This window comes from Candidatus Thiodiazotropha sp. AKAK3, from assembly GCF_058244645.1.
In genome coordinates this window covers 1-18,089 of record NZ_JBSYOQ010000002.1, presented here as the reverse complement: position 1 = coordinate 18,089, position 18,089 = coordinate 1, and the positions used below count along the sequence as shown (strand labels likewise).

General features: G+C 47.9%; 16 protein-coding genes. 9 read left to right on the top strand and 7 right to left on the bottom strand.

Annotation, left to right across the window (positions count from 1 at the left end; genetic code table 11):
- From AC4IE7_RS00150 to AC4IE7_RS00140, 3 genes are all read left to right on the top strand, one after another.
- The coding region (locus tag AC4IE7_RS00150) for a cadherin-like domain-containing protein (RefSeq protein WP_490774768.1) at window positions 1-3,017 on the top strand (3,017 nt) is incomplete at its 5' end.
- Window positions 3,018-3,214: 197 nt separating this feature from the next.
- Window positions 3,215-4,588, top strand: a complete 1,374-nt coding sequence (locus AC4IE7_RS00145) for a 1-acyl-sn-glycerol-3-phosphate acyltransferase (RefSeq protein WP_490774767.1) — start codon at window positions 3,215-3,217, stop codon at window positions 4,586-4,588.
- Window positions 4,585-5,301, top strand: coding sequence for an esterase/lipase family protein (locus AC4IE7_RS00140; protein ID WP_490774766.1), 717 nt, complete (start codon window positions 4,585-4,587; stop codon window positions 5,299-5,301). The genes AC4IE7_RS00145 and AC4IE7_RS00140 overlap by 4 nt, the downstream gene beginning before the upstream one ends.
- Before the next feature lie 431 nt (window positions 5,302-5,732).
- Here the strand turns inward: AC4IE7_RS00140 and AC4IE7_RS00135 are convergent, their stop codons facing one another.
- The gene (locus AC4IE7_RS00135) at window positions 5,733-5,933 is read right to left on the bottom strand and encodes a hypothetical protein (RefSeq protein WP_490774765.1); all 201 of its coding nucleotides are present in this window, start codon (window positions 5,931-5,933) and stop codon (window positions 5,733-5,735) included.
- Between the two features lie 92 nt (window positions 5,934-6,025).
- Here AC4IE7_RS00135 and AC4IE7_RS00130 point away from each other — a divergent pair, with 92 nt between their 5' ends.
- Window positions 6,026-6,469: a helix-turn-helix domain-containing protein gene (locus AC4IE7_RS00130; protein ID WP_490774764.1), complete on the top strand. Its 444-nt coding sequence runs from the start codon at window positions 6,026-6,028 to the stop codon at window positions 6,467-6,469.
- An 11-nt stretch (window positions 6,470-6,480) separates the two neighbouring features.
- Here the strand turns inward: AC4IE7_RS00130 and moeA are convergent, their stop codons facing one another.
- The 6 genes from moeA to AC4IE7_RS00100 are packed head-to-tail and all read right to left on the bottom strand — an operon-like array spanning window position 6,481 to window position 11,188.
- The gene (gene moeA, locus AC4IE7_RS00125) at window positions 6,481-7,770 is read right to left on the bottom strand and encodes a molybdopterin molybdotransferase MoeA (protein WP_490774763.1); all 1,290 of its coding nucleotides are present in this window, start codon (window positions 7,768-7,770) and stop codon (window positions 6,481-6,483) included.
- Window positions 7,730-8,347, bottom strand: coding sequence for a molybdopterin-guanine dinucleotide biosynthesis protein B (gene mobB, locus AC4IE7_RS00120; RefSeq protein WP_490774762.1), 618 nt, complete (start codon window positions 8,345-8,347; stop codon window positions 7,730-7,732). Before mobB ends, moeA begins: the two co-directional genes overlap by 41 nt.
- On the bottom strand, window positions 8,319-8,921 hold the full coding sequence (gene mobA / locus AC4IE7_RS00115) for a molybdenum cofactor guanylyltransferase MobA (RefSeq protein WP_490774761.1): 603 nt from the start codon (window positions 8,919-8,921) through the stop codon (window positions 8,319-8,321). The genes mobB and mobA overlap by 29 nt, the downstream gene beginning before the upstream one ends.
- On the bottom strand, window positions 8,918-9,631 hold the full coding sequence (locus AC4IE7_RS00110; RefSeq protein ID WP_490774760.1) for an ABC transporter ATP-binding protein: 714 nt from the start codon (window positions 9,629-9,631) through the stop codon (window positions 8,918-8,920). The genes mobA and AC4IE7_RS00110 overlap by 4 nt, the downstream gene beginning before the upstream one ends.
- The gene (locus tag AC4IE7_RS00105; protein WP_490774759.1) at window positions 9,631-10,329 is read right to left on the bottom strand and encodes an ABC transporter permease; all 699 of its coding nucleotides are present in this window, start codon (window positions 10,327-10,329) and stop codon (window positions 9,631-9,633) included. Before AC4IE7_RS00105 ends, AC4IE7_RS00110 begins: the two co-directional genes overlap by 1 nt.
- 4 nt (window positions 10,330-10,333) lie before the next feature.
- Window positions 10,334-11,188 (bottom strand): ABC transporter substrate-binding protein, encoded by an 855-nt coding sequence (locus AC4IE7_RS00100; protein WP_490774758.1) that lies wholly within the window; start codon window positions 11,186-11,188, stop codon window positions 10,334-10,336.
- A gap of 450 nt (window positions 11,189-11,638) precedes the next feature.
- Here AC4IE7_RS00100 and AC4IE7_RS00095 point away from each other — a divergent pair, with 450 nt between their 5' ends.
- The 5 genes from AC4IE7_RS00095 to AC4IE7_RS00075 all read left to right on the top strand — a co-directional run.
- A complete protein-coding gene (locus tag AC4IE7_RS00095) occupies window positions 11,639-13,051 on the top strand; it encodes a sigma-54-dependent transcriptional regulator (RefSeq protein ID WP_490774757.1) in 1,413 nt (470 codons plus the stop codon).
- Window positions 13,052-13,054: 3 nt separating this feature from the next.
- Window positions 13,055-15,121 carry a sensor histidine kinase gene (locus AC4IE7_RS00090; protein WP_490774756.1) on the top strand — a complete coding sequence of 689 codons (2,067 nt, stop codon included), beginning with the start codon at window positions 13,055-13,057 and terminating at the stop codon, window positions 15,119-15,121.
- A gap of 68 nt (window positions 15,122-15,189) precedes the next feature.
- A complete protein-coding gene (locus AC4IE7_RS00085; RefSeq protein ID WP_490774755.1) occupies window positions 15,190-15,726 on the top strand; it encodes an HD domain-containing protein in 537 nt (178 codons plus the stop codon).
- A gap of 58 nt (window positions 15,727-15,784) precedes the next feature.
- The gene (gene moaB, locus AC4IE7_RS00080; protein ID WP_490774754.1) at window positions 15,785-16,306 is read left to right on the top strand and encodes a molybdenum cofactor biosynthesis protein B; all 522 of its coding nucleotides are present in this window, start codon (window positions 15,785-15,787) and stop codon (window positions 16,304-16,306) included.
- 451 nt (window positions 16,307-16,757) lie between these two features.
- On the top strand, window positions 16,758-18,089 hold a 1,332-nt coding region (locus tag AC4IE7_RS00075), incomplete at its 3' end, for a hypothetical protein (protein ID WP_490774753.1).

Below are 18,089 nucleotides of genomic sequence, written 5' to 3'. Positions count from 1 at the left end.
AGCTGGAAGCCAGTGATGTTGATCTGGCAGAAGGTGCGTCGCTGACTTTTTCAGCCACTTCAGAAGTAGAAGGTCTTATTATAAATGAAGATGGGTCGTATAGCTTTGATGCCTCCAGCTATGAAGAGATTGGTGCTGGTGAATCAGAAACTGTCGAAATACCGGTAACTGTTACTGATGATCAAGGTGCATCCTCAGAGACGACATTAACCATCACAATAAATGGAACCAATGACCTGCCTACGGTGACAGCAGTAGAGGCTTCAGTGGATGAGGGGGCTGTTGTTAAAGGGCAGTTGGACGGGAATGATGTTGATTTGGCTGAAGGTTCATCACTTGTTTTTTCAACAGAAAGTGATGTTGACGGTCTTACTATTAATGAAGATGGTTCATACAGTTTCGATGCTTCGGGTTATGAAACTCTGGGTGCTGGAGAGGCTGAAACTATCGATGTGCCGGTAACTGTTACCGATGATCAAGGTGCTACCGCAGAGAGCACTCTGACAATTACTGTCACTGGAACCAATGACGGGCCAGTTGCTGAAGCTCAAGAGACTTCAGTAGAAGAAGGTGCTGTTGTTAAAGGGCAACTGGATGGAAATGACATTGATCTGGCTGATGGTTCTTCGCTGACATTTTCAACTTCTTCAGAAGTGGAGGGACTCATTCTAAATGAGGATGGGTCGTATAGTTTCGACGCTTCCAACTATGAAGAGTTGGGTGCTGAACAAACTGAAACCATAGAAGTACCTGTAACCGTTACTGATGATCAAGGTGCTACCGCAGAGACTACCCTCACAATTACTGTCACTGGAACGAATGATGCGCCAGTTGCTGAAGCTCAAGAGACTTCAGTAGAAGAGGGGGCTGTTGTTAAAGGGCGTTTAGGCGGGAATGATGTTGATCTGGCTGATGGTGCAACACTGACTTTTACTGCATCCGAAGAAGTAGAAGGTCTTGTTGTAAATGAGGATGGCTCGTATAGCTTCGATGCTTCCAGTTATGAAGAATTGGGTGCTGGTGAAACTGAAACTATAGAAGTACCTGTAACCGTAACTGATGATCAAGGTGCTACCGCAGAGACCACCCTGACAATTACTGTCACTGGAACCAATGATGCGCCAGTTGCTGAAGCTCAAGAGACTTCAGTAGAAGAAGGGGCTGTTGTTAAAGGGCAGATGGACGGGAGCGACGTTGACCTGGCTGATGGTGCAACATTGTCCTTTTCAACTGAATCAGAGGTTGAAGGGCTTACTCTCAGCGAAGATGGTTCATACAGTTTTGATGCCTCCAGCTATGAAGAATTGGGTGCTGGAGAGACTGAAACCATAGAAGTGCCTGTATCGGTTACTGATGACCAGGGCGGTGCAGCTGAGACGACACTAACCATCACAGTAAATGGAACCAACGACCTGCCTACGGTGACAGCAGCAGAGACTTCAGTGGATGATGGGGCTGTTGTAAAAGGACAGCTTGATGGGGACGACGTTGACCTGACTGATGGTGCAACATTGTCATTTTCAACTGAATCCGATGTTGAAGGACTTACTATCAATGAGGATGGTTCATATAGCTTCGATGCCTCCAACTATGAAGAATTGGGTGCTGGAGAAACTGAAACTGTAGAAGTACCTGTAACCGTAACTGATGATCAAGGTGCTACCGCAGAGACCACCCTGACAATTACTGTTACTGGAACCAATGATGCGCCAGTTGCTGAAGCTCAAGAGTCTTCAGTAGATGAAGGTGAACTTGTAACTGGACAGCTGGAAGCAAGTGATGTGGATCTGGCAGAAGGTGCGTCGCTGACTTTTTCAACCACTTCAAAAGTAGAAAGTCTTATTGTAAATGAAGACGGGTCGTATAGCTTCGATGCCTCCAGCTATGAAGAATTAGGTACAGGTGAATCTGAAACTATAGAAGTGCCTGTAACTGTTACTGATGACCAGGGCGGTACTGCAGAGACTACGTTGACCTTAAATATACAGGGTTTAGACAGTGACTCTGAATTTGTAGAAGAGGAACGGGAAGATCGCGAAGAGGGCCGTGGCCGGGATGATCGAGAAGATCGCGAAGAGCACCAAGGCCGAGGTGACAGGGAAGATCGAGAAGAAAGCCAAGGTCGAGGCGATAAGGAAGATCGAGAAGAGCATCAAGGCCGAGGTGACAGGGAAGATCGAGAAGAACACCAAGGTCGAGGCGACAGGGAAGATCGAGAAGAACGCCAAGGTCGAGGCGACAGGGAAGATCGAGAAGAACATCAAGGCCGAGGTGACAGGGAAGATCGAGAAGAACGTCAAGGTCGGGGTGATAAGGAAGATCGAGAAGAGCACCATGGCCGAGGCGATAGAGATGATCGTGAGGAGAACCGTGGCCGAGGCGATAGAGAAGATCGTGAGGAGAACCGTGGTCGAGGCGATAGAGAAGACCGAGAAGAGCACCGTGGTCGAGGCGATCGAGACGATCGTGAGGAGAACCGTAGTCGAGGCGATAGAGAAGATCGTGAGGAGAACCGTGGTCGAGGTGATCGAGAAGATCGTGAAGAGCACCAAGGTCGAGGTGAACGCGAAGATCGTGAAGAGCACCGTGGCCGAGGTGATAGAGAAGATCGTGAGGAGAACCGTGGTCGAGGCGATAGAGAAGATCGTGAAGAGAACCGTGGTCGAGGTGATCGAGAAGAGCACCGTGGCCGAGGCGAGCGAGAGGATAGAGATGAGTCCCATGACCGAGATGAAAGAGGTGATGTTAGCGGTGAGACGGTGGAAGACCCATTCGATGGTGCCGACTACTTTGATGAGGGGGGAGGCGATGGCTGGGCCGACGTTGTCCAGCAGGGTTCTGATGCGGATTCGAATGCCGATCCCTCAGATCCATGGGCAGCGTTAGAAGATAGCGAGCAAGCTCAATATGAAATGGCAGACAATGCACTCTCTGTTAATCCTGACACAAGCGGCGAAGCTGGATTGTCAGACGGCTCCGAATTGACTGGTGATGGTGTGGACGGTCTTGAGTGGTAGTGAGTTATCCTCTATGGATAAAATAGGATTCGTTTCGCTAAATACCTAACACCTATTAACCCTGAAGACGACATACTTAGTCGCCGGGTTAATAAATTATTTCAACGTGACGGATTGCTACATGGTATTTCGGTGTGATTTGAAAGCATGAAGGGTGGCTGCACTCCATCTCATTGACATGATACTCTTGACCCACCATGGGAAAAGAGCAGTCAATAGATTCTGTACAAGGGACGTTAACCTGGTTTGAAAAGAGCTGGCAAGGTTTCTGTCGGCTTGTTGTAAAGATTTTTTACCAACGGTTTGAAGTCTCCGGTATTGAGAATCTGCCTGAAAAGCAAGGCATTATATTATGCGCAAATCACGTTAATGCTCTTGCCGATGCAGTGGTTTTGCAGGCTGCAACCCGAAAGCCCATCCGTCCACTGGCGCGAAGTGGATTGTTTAGTAATATTCTACTGAAACCTATCCTGCAGGGAATGGGTGCGGTCCCCATTTTTCGTCGTGGAGATCCGGGTGCTGACACTTCAAAAAACAGAGAGACCTTTTCCCAGTGCTATGCGTTGCTTGCCAAGGGTGAGGCCCTGATTATCTTTCCTGAAGGGCAGAGTCATGACATACCTCAGCTGACAGAGCTGAAAACTGGCGCAGCTCGAATGGCGTTGGAAACGATCCAAGTAGCAGGATATAAACCAGCCGTGATTCCTGTCGGTCTGACTTTCCCGCAAAAGGGGCAATTCCGCAGTGCGGTATTGGTTCAGTTTGGTGAGTCGCTCAGCCTGGATTTTGATGAAGAGAACACTCAAGAAGAGAGTGTGATTGAATTGACTGATCGAATCCGTGTCGGTCTGGAGTCGGTCACTCTAAATGCAGAGAGTTGGGAAGAGATTAACCTGGTTGCCCGAATTGAGAATTTCTTCGCATTTCGTCATGGTAAATATCATCATCGTAATCTGCAGCAACGATTCCGTACCCAACAGCGTCTCATTGATGCCCAGCGATTACTCAGGAATTACGAGCCTGATAAAGTCCGTGCATTGATCACTCAGTTAAAGCAGTTTGAAAAAATATGTCAGCATTGTGGCGTGAAGGACTATCACCTGTCAGTTGATTACAAACCCACATTGATCGGGCTCTACCTATTGCGAATGATCTGGATGTTACTGGTCGTTTTTCCGGTTGCCTTGTGGGGCATCATTAACAGTTATATTCCCTATCAGTTGGCAAAACGTCTCTCCCACCATTTCGCTAAGGGAACCAATCAACATGACACCACCAAAATGATTTTGGGATTGTTCTCTTTTACCTTCTTTTGGGGCTTGCAGACCTTTCTGGTATTTAACTATTATGGTTGGAAGTGGATGCTGTTATATATCTCTACACTGGTTGTCAGCTCAGCAGTTGCCCTGCTGGTACGCGGTGAAAAGCAGCGAATCCTGGAAAATATTCGGGTGTTTCTGCTTTTTCTGCGTAAGCGTAACCTGAAGGCATATCTTCGCCACAAACGCCAGGAACTGGAAAGAGAGTTGGCCAGAATGGTACGAATTGCCAATCGATTGTCTAATAGATGATGAAACGACTTTTTCTTTGTTCACTACTCTTGCTTTATATACCTATCACACTGGGATCACAGAATGAGTGTGTTGTTCTTCTGCACGGCTTGGGTCGCTCTTCCCTATCATTAGGACTGATTGAAGAGGCGTTGGAAGAACAGGGTTATCATGTATGGAATGAGAGCTATCCCAGTCTTACTCAAAGTGTGAATGAAGTTACTGCACCGGCGATTGAGTCAGGCCTTGCCTTCTGCAACAGCAAACAGAGTGAAAAGATCCATTTTGTCACCCATTCCCTGGGCGGTATTCTCGTAAGATATTATTTGCAGGATCATCAGATTGATAAACTGGGTCGAATCGTGATGTTGGCACCCCCCAATAAAGGCAGTGAAATCACTGATGAGATGAAAGATGATATTTTCTATAAGATGATTCTAGGGCCGGCTGGCCAGGTTCTGGGTACAGATGACAACAGTCTGCCCAACAAACTTAAACCCATCGATGGTGAGATTGGAATTATTGCTGGAGAGAAAGAGGGGGTAACCTGGTTTCTGCCTGAGATTCCTGGTAAAGATGATGGCAAGGTGGCTGTTGAACGGACCAAGATGTTAGAGATGAAAGATTTCCTGTTGGTTAAGGCAGAGCATATGTTCATTATGCGGGATGATGAGGTTATTCGGCAGGTGGTGTTCTTTTTACATCATGGTGTGTTTGATAGGAAGGTAGAGTAGCTCCCCTCGCCCCTTGCGGGAGAGGGGCTGGGGGAGAGGGGGAGTATTCATCAGCTGCATCAACAATCCACAACAGAAGGATTAATGGCGCATTAGCAGTGATTAACTGTTTTTTATTGGCATACTTCTTCACACAATGTTTCCAATTTCTGTTCCATCTCTTTCATCCGTCTTTTTAACCACAAGGCATTCTGCTTCATGCCTCTCACGGCAAAACTGCTGATAGTGTCATGGTGCGTTGCGATATGCTCAAATGCATTACAGAGTTGCTCACAGCGGTCATTAAATTCTGAAAACTCATTACAATAACGCTTCAATCTATTTGAATGAGTCGGACATTTTTTAGAGAGTTCCATTTTGTAAATACTATTTTTCCTTTCTAAGGTGCTTCGGTTTTAAGTTGGAGGAGAACTTCAGCACTTGTTAACAATCTACTCTTTTGGATATAGGTCGGGTCGCAATTCGAAGCGGGTCAGCTTGCCCTGTGAGTAGCGTTCGAGCAACAGGGTCAATCGACCACTGGGCTTTCTGAAACCAGAGGCGATCTGTGTTAGATAGATATATTTGGTGCCACTTTTGACAGCTAAACGTCTGGCAGCTTCACGACCTTCCATTTCTATAAAAGTTTTCATATCCATATTGCCCAGGCATTTTAGCTTGATGCTAAAAATATAGCAATATGTACATGGTTTGATCTATAGCAAGTTGCTATTATTCACGAATAATGAATATCAAGACGATACGGAAAGCCAATCTAGTGGAACAGATCGCCTGCTTCCATTCCCAGAGGGAGTTCTCAGAACAGGTTGGATTGACTCCGGCCCATGTGAGCCAGATGGTTACAGGCAGGAGAAACATGGGTGATGTGGTTGCCAGGCGGATAGAGGCGGGTATGGATCTACCGGAGGGGTATATGGATGTGCAACATCCGGTGGATGGTGTGGAGTATCAGTATCCCAAGCTTAAAGGACGCACACAGACAGCCGTATCCGATGGCGATAATCTCGAAACCCTGTTGATGTCTGTACGCCAGATGAATCAGAGACTGTCGCCGAAAACCCGTGAGGTTGTGGCGAAAATTGAGCGGGCCGCACTCAACGGAAAGCTGAAGGATGAGGAGTGGGCAACTCTGGAACGGTTGCTGAACTGTTTTGAAAAGGGCAGTTGATCAGATTTTTCCTATCCAGCCACTGGATCAAGCGCAAGGTATGAGAAGGGCTGTATCTCCACCCGCTCACCCTCTGCAACGCCGGCACAGCTTTCCGGCAGTAGTATGAAACAGTTACCTCGACTCATTGAAGTGAGGATACCCGATCCCTGCTGCCCCACGGATTCAACCGAAATCGCTCCATCACTACCCGATACAAATGCACCCCGGATAAATTCATAACGCCCCGCTCTTTTGCGGATATTGTTGCTGCAAACCGCAGATAGGGTGAAGGGGTGATAGGGCTTGCCGGTGGCAAGATAGTGAATCGCCGGAAGCACGAACTGGTAGAAGGTGACCATCACCGCCACTGGGTTGCCGGGTAGCCCAAAAAAGAGGGTTTCACCCAGTTTGCCAAATGCCAGAGGTCGACCAGGCTTCATGGCGATTTTCCAAAAATGAATCTCACCCAACTGTTGCAGGATTTTTTTGGTGTAGTCTGCCTCTCCCACAGAAACACCGCCTGAGGAGATTACTATATCCGCCTCCTCGGCTGCGGTCTGAAATGCCTGGCGTAAGGCTTGCGGATCATCTTTGATCACCCCCATGTCCAACAGCTCTGCGCCACACTCTTTCAGCATGCCATACAGGCTATAACGGTTGCTGTCGTAGACATCACCCTCTGAGAGGGTCTCTCCAAGGCCGCGCAACTCATCTCCTGTGGAGAAAAAAGCGATGCGAGGTTTACGCCTGACGCTGACTTCACCGAAGCCAAGGGATGCCAATACGCCCAGATCAGCAGCTGTCAAACGTCTGCCGGGTTGCAGTACTGAGCTGCCCTTGGGGATATCCTCTCCTGCATGGCGTACATTCTGACCAGGTTTATGTTGAGAGGTAAAACTGACCATATCATGCTCATCGAGCTTTGCCTGCTCCTGCATGATCACCGTATCGCTGCCAGCGGGCATAGGGGCGCCAGTCATAATGCGCACGCATTCACCTTTACCGCATTGGGTTTGAAAAGGTTTACCGGCTACTGTTGTGCCAATCAGCTTAAACTTTTCTACCCTGCCAGATTGTAGATCTTCCCCGATAAGGGCATAACCATCCATAGCAGAATTGGTGTGTCCCGGTACATCAATGGGGGAGATGATATCTTCTGCCAATACCCGACCTAACGCCTCCCTCAGCGCCAGCCTCTGGGTGGTGACTATTGGCTGAATACCTGTCTGAATCGCCTCTCTGGCTGCAGTGACTCGGAGGGTTGTGGATTGCTCGGGATCAGCGCAGCTGGCTTGAGGATCGGTGGCTTGTGGGGTCATGGATTGGACGTTCTCCGAATCGATAGAGCTGTTGGCGAATGAAGTTTGCAATTGCATCCGGTTGGTTTAAATCCAAAACCGGTAACTCATCTGGTAGAGAGCATATCGCCTCATCAGTGGCGATGGCAATGATGTTGGGGTCACTGAGGCAAAGCAGAGGTTTGCCCAGTTTGGGCCGGTGCAGTTCGATTTTATGAATGGCTGCCTGTTTGAAGCCTTCAACCAGCACCAGATCCAGTGCGCGATGATCGAGGTGTGGCAGTGTGGATTGCAGACTGGGTTCGTTGCTGTCATCTGTCTCCGATATCAACGCCATCCGCCCCCTGGAGGCGACCAGCATCTGGGCTGCGCCAGACTTGCGCAGCTCATAGCTATCCTTTTGAGGGTGATCGATCTCGAACTGGTGTTGGGCATGTTTAACCACAGCAATTCGCAGACCGTCCTTTTTGAGTATCGGCAGAAGTTTTGTCAGCAGGGTGGTTTTACCCGTGCCACTGAAGGCACTGAAGCCAAGCAGGGGGATTGGATAGTCGATCATCCCTGTAGTCTCACTGCTGTGCTGAGCGGGGTTGTTCAAGTTCGTTCCGATCTTCTGGCGTATTGATGTTCATAAAAGTCTCTGGAATATCTGAGAAGTCCGCCATGGCCATCTTGTGTTGGGCATACCAAAGATCGATTTTTCGGTCGCCCCCGTCTAGATAGTGCTGCAAACTCTGTTGCACTCTTGTCGGAATCAGTGCATATACCGGTTGCAGGCGCTTGCCATCGTATGCGACAGCAATATCTGCATCCTCACTTTGTCGAGCGGATGCCAGTCTCTCTACCAGGTCTTCGGGCAGTCTGGGACCGTCACAGGGTACAGTTATCAGATCCGGACTATCGATAAATTCCAGTGCGGCAAAGATGCCGGCCAAAGGCCCCTGGTATCCACTCAGTTCATCTCGAATGACTGGATAGCCAAATTTCTGATAGTCGGGAATATTGCGATTGGCATTGATAACCAGTTGTTGTACCTGGGGGGCAATGGCAGAGATGACATGTTCAATCAGCGGTTTGCCATCCAGCTGAACCAGACCCTTGTCACTGCCACCCATGCGGCTTCCCCGGCCGCCGGCTAATATGACTGCAGTGAAATTTGGCCGACTGTTCATGCGGTACTCCTGAAGCTGGGATGGGCTGTGTCATCTATCGGCAGATTCTGCTCGTTAATGCGTATCAGTTTACCCTGATCCAGATGCAGATGCTGATCGATCAAAGATGGAAAGTGCATCGGGTCGTGGCTGGCCAGCAACATGGCAGAGCCACTGTTTTTGAGCGCCTCCAACAAGCTGAGAGTACGTTGTCTAGATTCATGATCCAGATTGGCTGTGGGTTCGTCAAGCAGCAGAATGGCAGGTTTTTTCAACCAGGCTCGAGCCAGAGAGACGCGTTGTTTTTCACCGCCAGAAAGTGATTTTGCAGGGGAATTGGCGAGATCCTTCAGGTCAGCCCACTCCAGGGCCTCATCAATCTGCTGTTTGCGTTCCTGCTTTGTAAGCTTTTCAGAAATTGCATAGTTCAGGTTGTAGTTTACTGTGCCATCGAACATATAGGGGTGTTGATGCAGATAGAGTGTGTGGTGTTGAAGTTCCTTCTTGATACTTCGCCAGCAACGTACCCCTCTGCCAAGGTCAAGCTGGATAGTGTCAGGTTTTTCAAGTCCCGCGAGGATACGCAATAAGGTAGATTTACCAGCGCCGTTGTCACCACTGAGAAGATGGGTGTGACCTGATTCAAGTGAGAAACTGATCTCATGTAAAACCTGTCGCTTGGCAAAGTGCTTCTTTAAGGCGTGAACTTTAAAAGTTTTAGGTATAACCATCAGGCAGGTTGCCCCTTTCCTTGAAAGTGCTGTAGGAAGGCGTTGAGAGAGAAGGCCAGCACAAGTAACACAAGACCTAAGGCTATGCCCTGGGCAAACTCTCCTTTACTCGACTCCAGGGCGATGGCGGTTGGTATATTGCGCGTGTAGTGCAGGATGTTACCGCCAAGCATCATTGATGCCCCAACCTCTGCAATGATCCGCCCATAGGCTGCAAGTAGGGCCGCCATCAGACCAAATCTGGCTTCCCGCATAATCGTTAACAGCGCCCGCAATGGGTTGGCGCCCAGAGTGCGGGCTGTCTCCCAGGCGCGTCTGTCACAGGCTTGCAGAGCAGAGTGCCCCATGGCGACAAGGATCGGGAATGCAAGGGCGATCTGACCAAGTATCATCGCGGTCTGGGTGAACAACAGTTTCCACTCTCCAAGGGGGCCCTGCCGGGAGAGCAGAATGAACAGGGTCAAACCAACCACAACAGCAGGTACAGAGAGTAACGTGCTGTTAAGGGAGATCAGTAACCTTCTACCTGGAAAGTGGTAATAACTGAGTACAAAGGCGACCAACAACGCTGGCGGAGTAGCCACCAGGATGGCAATCCCGGAGACCTGAAAGGAGATTGCAATAATTTCCCACAGTTCAGGATTGCCACTGAACAGCAGCTCCAGGGCTGCCAGCGTAGTGGTTGTCAGTCTCTCCATAACATCATTTGCTGTGGTTGAATGATGCAAACTCTCCTGCATCGGCAGAAGGTGTAAACAGGCGATTATCGCCAATACGGAAATTATTGATGCGCTCCTGCCCCTCTGGTGAGATAAGCCAGCGAATCAGTTGCTGGGCGCCTTTGTGGTTAATATCCGGATACTTTTGGGGGTTCACTGCAATGATGCCGTATGGGTTAAATAGCAGTGGGTCACCCTCAAAACTGATTTTCAGCGGGGACTTTTTCTCATAAGCCAACCAGGTGCCCCGGTCAGTAAGGGTGTAGGCGTTCATCTCTGCAGCGATCTGGAGTACTTTCCCCATGCCCTGGCCAGCTTCCCGATACCATGATCCTGTTGCAGTTACCCCTGCTTTTTTCCATAGGCCAAGCTCCTTTTTATGGGTGCCTGAATCGTCACCTCTGGATACAAAGGTTGCAGAGTGGTCAGCAAGCCGTTTTAGGGCATCAGTCACATCCTTGGCATTTGCGATCCCTGCAGGATCCTCCTTAGGGCCTACCAGGACGAAATCGTTATACATAACACCATAACGTTTATCACCATGCCCCTGACTTACAAATTCATCTTCTGCAGCACGGGCGTGTACCAACACCACATCCACATCCCCATCACGTCCCATACGCAATGCTTTACCTGTTCCTACCGCAATAACATGCACGTTGTATCCTGTATCAGCTTGGAATTCCGGGAGTAGTGCAGTTAGCAGTCCTGAATTATCTGTACTGGTAGTGGTGGCCAGTCTGATGTTGTGATCACTATCGGCATGGACAGTGCCCATGCTGAGCAGTAGACAGGCCAACAGCGGCTTGAGAAAGTGCTTCGCTATCGCATTATTCATTATGAGTCCTCATCGGGTATTCAATCGATTGAAATAACAGATTATTTTTATGGTTGATTGGCTCTATCTTTCAGTTTAACGTCCAAAATTCTTAGTCGGGTTAGCGTTCCGTCTTGATTTTCAGTAGTCCATGCGCCTCAATGACTGAAAAAAAACCAGCAAGGCGTAGCAATAATGAAATACGCTGCAAAAGTAGTGCCATACAGATCTGCTGCTGTTGTCATGGTATTTGCAATAGTAATTGGTTTTGTATTGACTACTATTTAGTGATGGCAGGACTATAAAAACAAATTCTGCATTCGATGACCGTCAGTTTCTCCCTTCGTTGTTCAAGGGAATCCAAAATTGAGACAAATGTTCCCAGAATGACACACTTTGAGTTAGTCATTTTGTCTCACTAAGGGACACAGCCGACTGGTCAAATCCATAGCTGAACTTAAACAGTGATCGATGAATATAAAAACTGATGAGCTTGTGGCAGGGATTGAGCCCACAACATTTCCTCACAAGGAGGGGGGTACTTCCCGCATGACTTCAGTGCTCATTGTTGATGATGAGCCAGGTATTCTGAGTTTTTTACAAAAAGGCCTCAGGCGCTTTTTTGGACTGGTTGAGACAGCCAAGGACGTGGCTTCCGCAGAAGAGCTGAGACAACACTGCCACTTTGATCTGATCATCACCGATATTCGTCTACCAGGTCGTACCGGGGGGGTTGAATGGGTAAGAGAGCTTCGGCAGCAGGGTGGCAACACAGGGGTTATCTTTATGACCGCCCATGCAGACCTGGAAACAGCTATCTCAGCACTTAGAGCAGGCGCTGAAGACTTTATTATGAAACCGTTCCGTATGGAGCAGATGGTTGCCTCAGTAGAGCGCTACCTGGAACGCCAGAAGATGCAGAGGGAGAACTTTGTACTGCGTCGGCAGGTTGATCAGATCTATGACAGTTCGGGAATTATTGGTGAGTGTAAACAGATGCACGCCTTGTGTGGCGTAGTGAAGCGGGTTGCACCCATGCCCTCAACAGTGTTGATCGAAGGTGAGTCAGGAACGGGCAAAGAGCTGGCAGCACGGGCGATCCATGATTTAAGTGGAAGGTCAGGTAGCTTTGTGCCGGTCAACTGCGGAGCAATGTCTGCTGAGCTGCTGGAGAGTGAACTGTTTGGTCACGTAAAAGGCGCTTTCACTGGCGCGCATCTATCCAGAGATGGCCTCTTCACCTATGCAAATGGGGGAACCCTTTTTCTTGATGAGATCGGCGAGATGCCCCTCTCAATGCAGGCGCACCTGTTGCGCTCACTCGAAGAGCGAACTATTCGCCCGGTTGGATCAAATCGAGAGGTTCCCATTGATGTGCGTATCATAGCCGCGACGAATCGGGATCTGGGTGATGAAGTTCAGCGGGGGGGATTTCGGGAAGACCTCTATTATCGACTCAATGTTCTATCTTTACGCATTCCTGCTCTACGTGAGCGACGTGAAGATATTCCACTTCTGGCAAACCACTTTATCAACACCCTGGCTTCAGAGCTTGGCATCGAAGTGCCCGATTTGGGAGAAAATGAGATCGAGATGCTGCTGCACTATGATTGGCCAGGCAATGTGCGTGAATTGAAAAATGTGATTGAGCGCAGTTTGCTGTTAAATCAATCTCCGAGTCTCTGCATAACAGGCACCGAAATAGAGCAAGGTCAGGCTGCGCCCAAACAGACAGAAGCATCACAACTGCTTGAGTCGGTGGAGAAGCGACATATTCTCAAAGTATTAGAACTGAATAATGGCAATAAATCAGCGGCAGCACGGGTACTGGGTATCTCCCGTAAGACGCTAGAGCGCAAAGCGCAAGCTTGGGGTATAGCCTGATCCGTGCTGAAACTCATCCGGATCATACAAAGCACCTTGCGTTACAAAATGCTGGTGCTGGTTCTGTTTCCCATTCTGCTGATCATGCCGATTGCATTGGGTTTGGCGATCTACTGGGGTTCTCAGTTCAGCTACGAACAGCTATTCATTAAGGTCAATACCGATCTATCAGTCGCTGAGGATAACTTTTACCGTCTGCAGGAAGATTATCTTAATACACTGGAGCGGTTGGCAGAGTCCTATATCTTCAATACCGCTTTGGAGTCGAGTAGTAGCACGGTTATCAAAAGGCAACTTGAAAAGATACAGGAGGATCACGGCTTCTCATATCTGCATCTACTGGGTAAGGATGCCAAGCTACTGTTCAAGTCCGATACAACAGAGCCACAAAGGGCACACCCCTCTCCATCACTACTCGTTGCACTACAGGGATCAGCTAAAGTTGAGATAGAGATATTCTCCGCTGAGGATCTGGAGGCACAATCACCAGGATTGGCCAGCAAGGTTGCAATGCCGCTGCTTGCGACCCCCCGGGCCAGACCTTCAGCTCAACAGGTAGAAGAGCGGGGGATGATGATCAGGGCACTCTATCCGGTTAAAAACTCCAGAGGAGAGGTGGTTGCTGTACTGGATGGTGGTGTTCTGTTGAATGGTAATTTTAAATTCGTTGATACCATTAGGGACCTTGTCTATGGCCCTGGAAGTCTACCCGAAGGCAGTATCGGTACAGTCACTGTATTTCTTGACGATGTAAGAATTACCACCAATGTACCTCGTTCACCAAATGAGCGAGCCCAGGGTACGCGGGTCTCCAATGAGGTGAGAACCCAGGTTCTCGATCATGGAAAAATATGGATAGACCGGGCCTTTGTTGTTAACGACTGGTATATCTCCGCCTATCAGCCCATTATCGATGTGAATGGTGAGCGGGTCGGAATGTTGTATGCCGGTTTTCTTGAAGCGCCATCACGCAACACCCTATGGCAGGCACTCTTTGTTTTAGTTCTGTTCTTTCTGGTATTGATGTTGTTCTCGTCATGGCTATCGATCAGGGGTGCAAAGTCAATTTTCAAACCGCTGGAAATGATGATGAGTGTTGTACGTGCTACCCGGGAGGGACAGACCAGACGCATCGGCTATATCGCATCCACTGATGAAATAGGGGATCTGGCCAGAGAGTTTGACCTGCTGTTGGATCTGCTACAGGAACGCAATCAAGAGATGCAGCAGTGGGCAGATCAGCTTGAAGAGAAGGTGGATGAGCGGACAGCTGAATTGAAGTTGAAAAACAACAGGCTACTGACAACGATCCAGACCCTGGAAGAGACCAGGGCTCAACTGATCAATGCAGAAAAGCTGGCGGCATTGGGAGAGTTGACCGCAGGTGTTGCCCATGAAATCAATAACCCGACAGCTGTTATGTTGGGTAATCTCGATTTGCTGGTAGCTGAATTAGGCTCGGCTGCTGATCCGGTTAAACATGAAATCGATCTGGTGATCGAGCAGATCTTTCGTATCAAGGATATTATCAACAGCTTGTTGCAATATGCCCGTCCCGATCAGATAGATGGAGAAATCTCTTTGATCAATGTCAATGAAGTCATAGAGCATACCCTTGTATTAGTACGGCATCTGCGTAGTAAAACAGATTTTGAAATTGAGTTGGATTTAAAAGCAACTCATGAAGTAAAGATAAACCCACAAGAGTTGCAACAGGTTTTGGTGAATCTTGTAGTTAACGCAGTACACGCCCTGGAGAAGGGGGCAGGCACCGTATCTCTGAGAAGTTATGATTGGAATGAAGGTGGGGTGGCGATCGAGGTGATCGACAATGGCAACGGCATAGCTCAGGGTCAGCTGAGATCTATTTTCAACCCCTTCAATAGTGGAAAGAGTGCAGGAGAGGGTACAGGTTTAGGGCTCTCTGTCAGCTATAGTCTGATCAAAAAGTATGGTGGTGATATCAGTGTCGAATCAGAACCGGGTGAAGGGTCTGTATTTACCATTTGGCTCTATAAAGAGGGGAAACTTGTTGAGCAGGAGCGTGTCTGGTTAGAGATGCAAAACTAGTAGACCGGCTGAGGGTTAACGGACTTACCGCAGCAAATGACATACTTAGCGATTTTACAGGTGTAACATTGGATAATAATCAACTACCACTCATTACCAGAGCACTGCTCTTCTCGGCACGAAAACATCGTGACCAGCGCCGTAAAGATGTGCAGGCAACACCCTATGTCAATCATCCGATCATATTGATGGATATATTGGTCAACGAAGCCGGCGTATATGATGCTGAGACCCTGATAGCGGCACTGCTGCATGATACCATTGAGGATACAGATACCACAGTTGAAGAGATAGAGAGTGAGTTCGGTCTGGTTATCGCAGGATTGGTGATGGAAGTGACCGATGACAAGACACTCTCTAAACTCGAACGTAAAGCGATGCAGATAGATCATGCCCCTGATCTCTCATCCAAAGCAAAGCTGGTAAAGCTTGCTGATAAAATTGCAAATCTGCGTGACGTGCATCTGAGCCCACCCATAGGTTGGGATCTGGTGAGAAGGCAGTCCTACTTTGATTGGGCCAAAGATGTAATCGATGGCTTGAGAGGGACGCATCAGCAGCTCGAAGAGCTATTCGACGCGATATACGCAAAGCGTCCAAATTAATATTGAGTAACAAAACTATAATACAACGCAACGATTCAAGACCCAGGAGTCTTTAAGAATGAGTAATGAACATCAGTTTATACCCCTGAATATCAGTGTGATGACCGTTTCCGACACCCGCACGGAAGAGAATGATAAATCGGGTCAAAAACTGAAGAGTTTATTGGAAAAAGATGGTCACAAAATGGCAGATAAAAGAATTGTGCCGGATGACCGTTATGCGATCCGGGCAGTGGTTTCAGAATGGATTGCGAATCCTGATGTGCAAGTCGTTATCACGACAGGGGGTACCGGATTGACCGGCAGAGATGGCACTCCGGAAGCAGTTGCACCCTTATTGGATAAAGTGATTGACGGTTTTGGCGAGATGTTTCGGGTTTTATCGTTTGAAACCATTGGTACATCAACAATGCAATCACGCACATTGGCAGGTGTAGCCAATGGCACTTTCATCTTCTGCCTGCCAGGATCAACTGGCGCCTGTATGGATGGGTGGAGTAAGTTGATATCAGCCCAACTCGACTACAGAACACGGCCCTGTAACCTGGTTGAGCTAATGCCCAGATTATTAGAGACCTGAATCAGATTATCCTCATCGAGATCAAAACAGATTCACCAAAGTAGGGTGTGGCCCTGCCGCACCATTAAGGGCTGAAAAGAGCAAGAAGTTAAGTTACATGAAATAATCAAATCAACATTTAAATAAAACACACTGTGATTTAAGTGCACTTTTTTGAATATGAACAGCGATAACTAGGGTAATCCCTAATTTGCCAATCACTCTAACCCATATAGTCTCACCAGAGAGGCACAACAAGAATGGTTGATTAACAGCGGAAGCTATAGCAACATTCCAAAAATCAAATCGCATCTAAGAAAAGGGAGTTTTTATAGATGACGTTCCAGCACATTCCATTTTCAATACTAACCATTTTCGTTTTGATGGTCTTCAGCCTGCGCCTGAAAACTTAAGATCTTATCGCATATGATCCAAAATCTTAATTAAACCGATTACATATACAAGGATTGTTATGAAGAAAGTAAACATACCCTATGCTCTGCTTGCCATGCCTCTCGTGATCTCCATGGCTCTCGGAGGTTGTGGCGGCGGCGGGGGAGGCGATGATGACGGCTCCAACCCCAATACAGAAAGTGAAACCAATGGTGAAGGTGACAATGTTACTGATAACGGGGAGGGCGATGGTGGTACGACACCTGATAAGGGAGACAATGACGATACTACAACGCCAGATGATCAAAAAGGTGACAGCGATAACCCACCAGATAGTGATGATGACAACTCTTCCGATGATGAAGAGGATACAGACCCTGATAATCCATCAGATGATGAGAGTGATCCAGTAACAGAGAACGAAATTTCTGGCAAAATATGGATGAGTGCAACATGCGTTGACTATGATAACGAGACCCACTTAAGACGCCTATATCAATTTGGTGTCGATGGAGAGATATTAACTGGAACTCAATATTATGAAGATGCGAGTTGTGTAACCCCAGTCGATGGCATCGTAGCCCCTGAAGCCAATGAATATGTTACCTTGACCTATGCAGTAGGTAACAGTGCCACACTACCAGACGGAACAGATGGTTACGAAATCCACTTTGATATCATTTATGAAGATTGGGATATGATCGATTGGGATGACTGCGGCTCTGGTGAAGCAGAATCAGAATCTACAACTGATGCGCCTGTATCAGCCACTGCTGTCTCAGATGAACCACCACCTGAACCGCCAATCCCAACAGAGCCAGATTACCCAGGCGAAGATGATTGGGAAGAGGGTGGTGATGAAGAAGACGAAGGCGATTGGTGTGATGATATTGAGGAGGAAGATGATCCAGAAGATGATAGAGAATCAGCGGATGCCTACTTCAATTTGAGAGACAGCAATACCCTCTGTTTTTCAAATAATGTAGCGATTGATACAGAATGGTTTGATATTGATCAGGGTGATGGCTCCAGTATGGATTACGATCACTGTCTGACCTTCCATAGTATGGCGGATGATGTCGATCCAACGCCTGATCCAGATCCAACACCTGATCCTGTGAGTGATGACTATAAAAATCAACTCTGGTTTGCGCAATACCTCTGTTACGCAAATGACGATGGGAGTGCAAGTTATAACAATGTGTATAAATTCACTGAAGATAACAGCATGGTTAAATCACAGGTCAACTTTCAGACTGGTGATTGCTCAGGTGATGGAGAGCATTCCGATGTCAGTGTAGAAGATGACGGAACATACACTGATTTAGGTGAAGAGACGATGTCAGATGGTGTAACAGGTCATCATCTTCAGATTGTCAACCCAGGTGTAGATCCAAGCAACGCATTGGAT

Coding starts and splice junctions, on each gene's coding strand:
- AC4IE7_RS00145 (WP_490774767.1), top strand. CDS start 3,215: ATGGGAAAAGAGCAGTCAATAGATTCTGTACAAGGGACGTTAACCTGG.
- AC4IE7_RS00140 (WP_490774766.1), top strand. CDS start 4,585: ATGATGAAACGACTTTTTCTTTGTTCACTACTCTTGCTTTATATACCT.
- AC4IE7_RS00135 (WP_490774765.1), bottom strand. CDS start 5,933: ATGAAAACTTTTATAGAAATGGAAGGTCGTGAAGCTGCCAGACGTTTA.
- AC4IE7_RS00130 (WP_490774764.1), top strand. CDS start 6,026: ATGAATATCAAGACGATACGGAAAGCCAATCTAGTGGAACAGATCGCC.
- moeA (WP_490774763.1), bottom strand. CDS start 7,770: ATGACCCCACAAGCCACCGATCCTCAAGCCAGCTGCGCTGATCCCGAG.
- mobA (WP_490774761.1), bottom strand. CDS start 8,921: ATGAACAGTCGGCCAAATTTCACTGCAGTCATATTAGCCGGCGGCCGG.
- AC4IE7_RS00110 (WP_490774760.1), bottom strand. CDS start 9,631: ATGGTTATACCTAAAACTTTTAAAGTTCACGCCTTAAAGAAGCACTTT.
- AC4IE7_RS00105 (WP_490774759.1), bottom strand. CDS start 10,329: ATGGAGAGACTGACAACCACTACGCTGGCAGCCCTGGAGCTGCTGTTC.
- AC4IE7_RS00100 (WP_490774758.1), bottom strand. CDS start 11,188: ATGAATAATGCGATAGCGAAGCACTTTCTCAAGCCGCTGTTGGCCTGT.
- AC4IE7_RS00095 (WP_490774757.1), top strand. CDS start 11,639: ATGAATATAAAAACTGATGAGCTTGTGGCAGGGATTGAGCCCACAACA.
- moaB (WP_490774754.1), top strand. CDS start 15,785: ATGAGTAATGAACATCAGTTTATACCCCTGAATATCAGTGTGATGACC.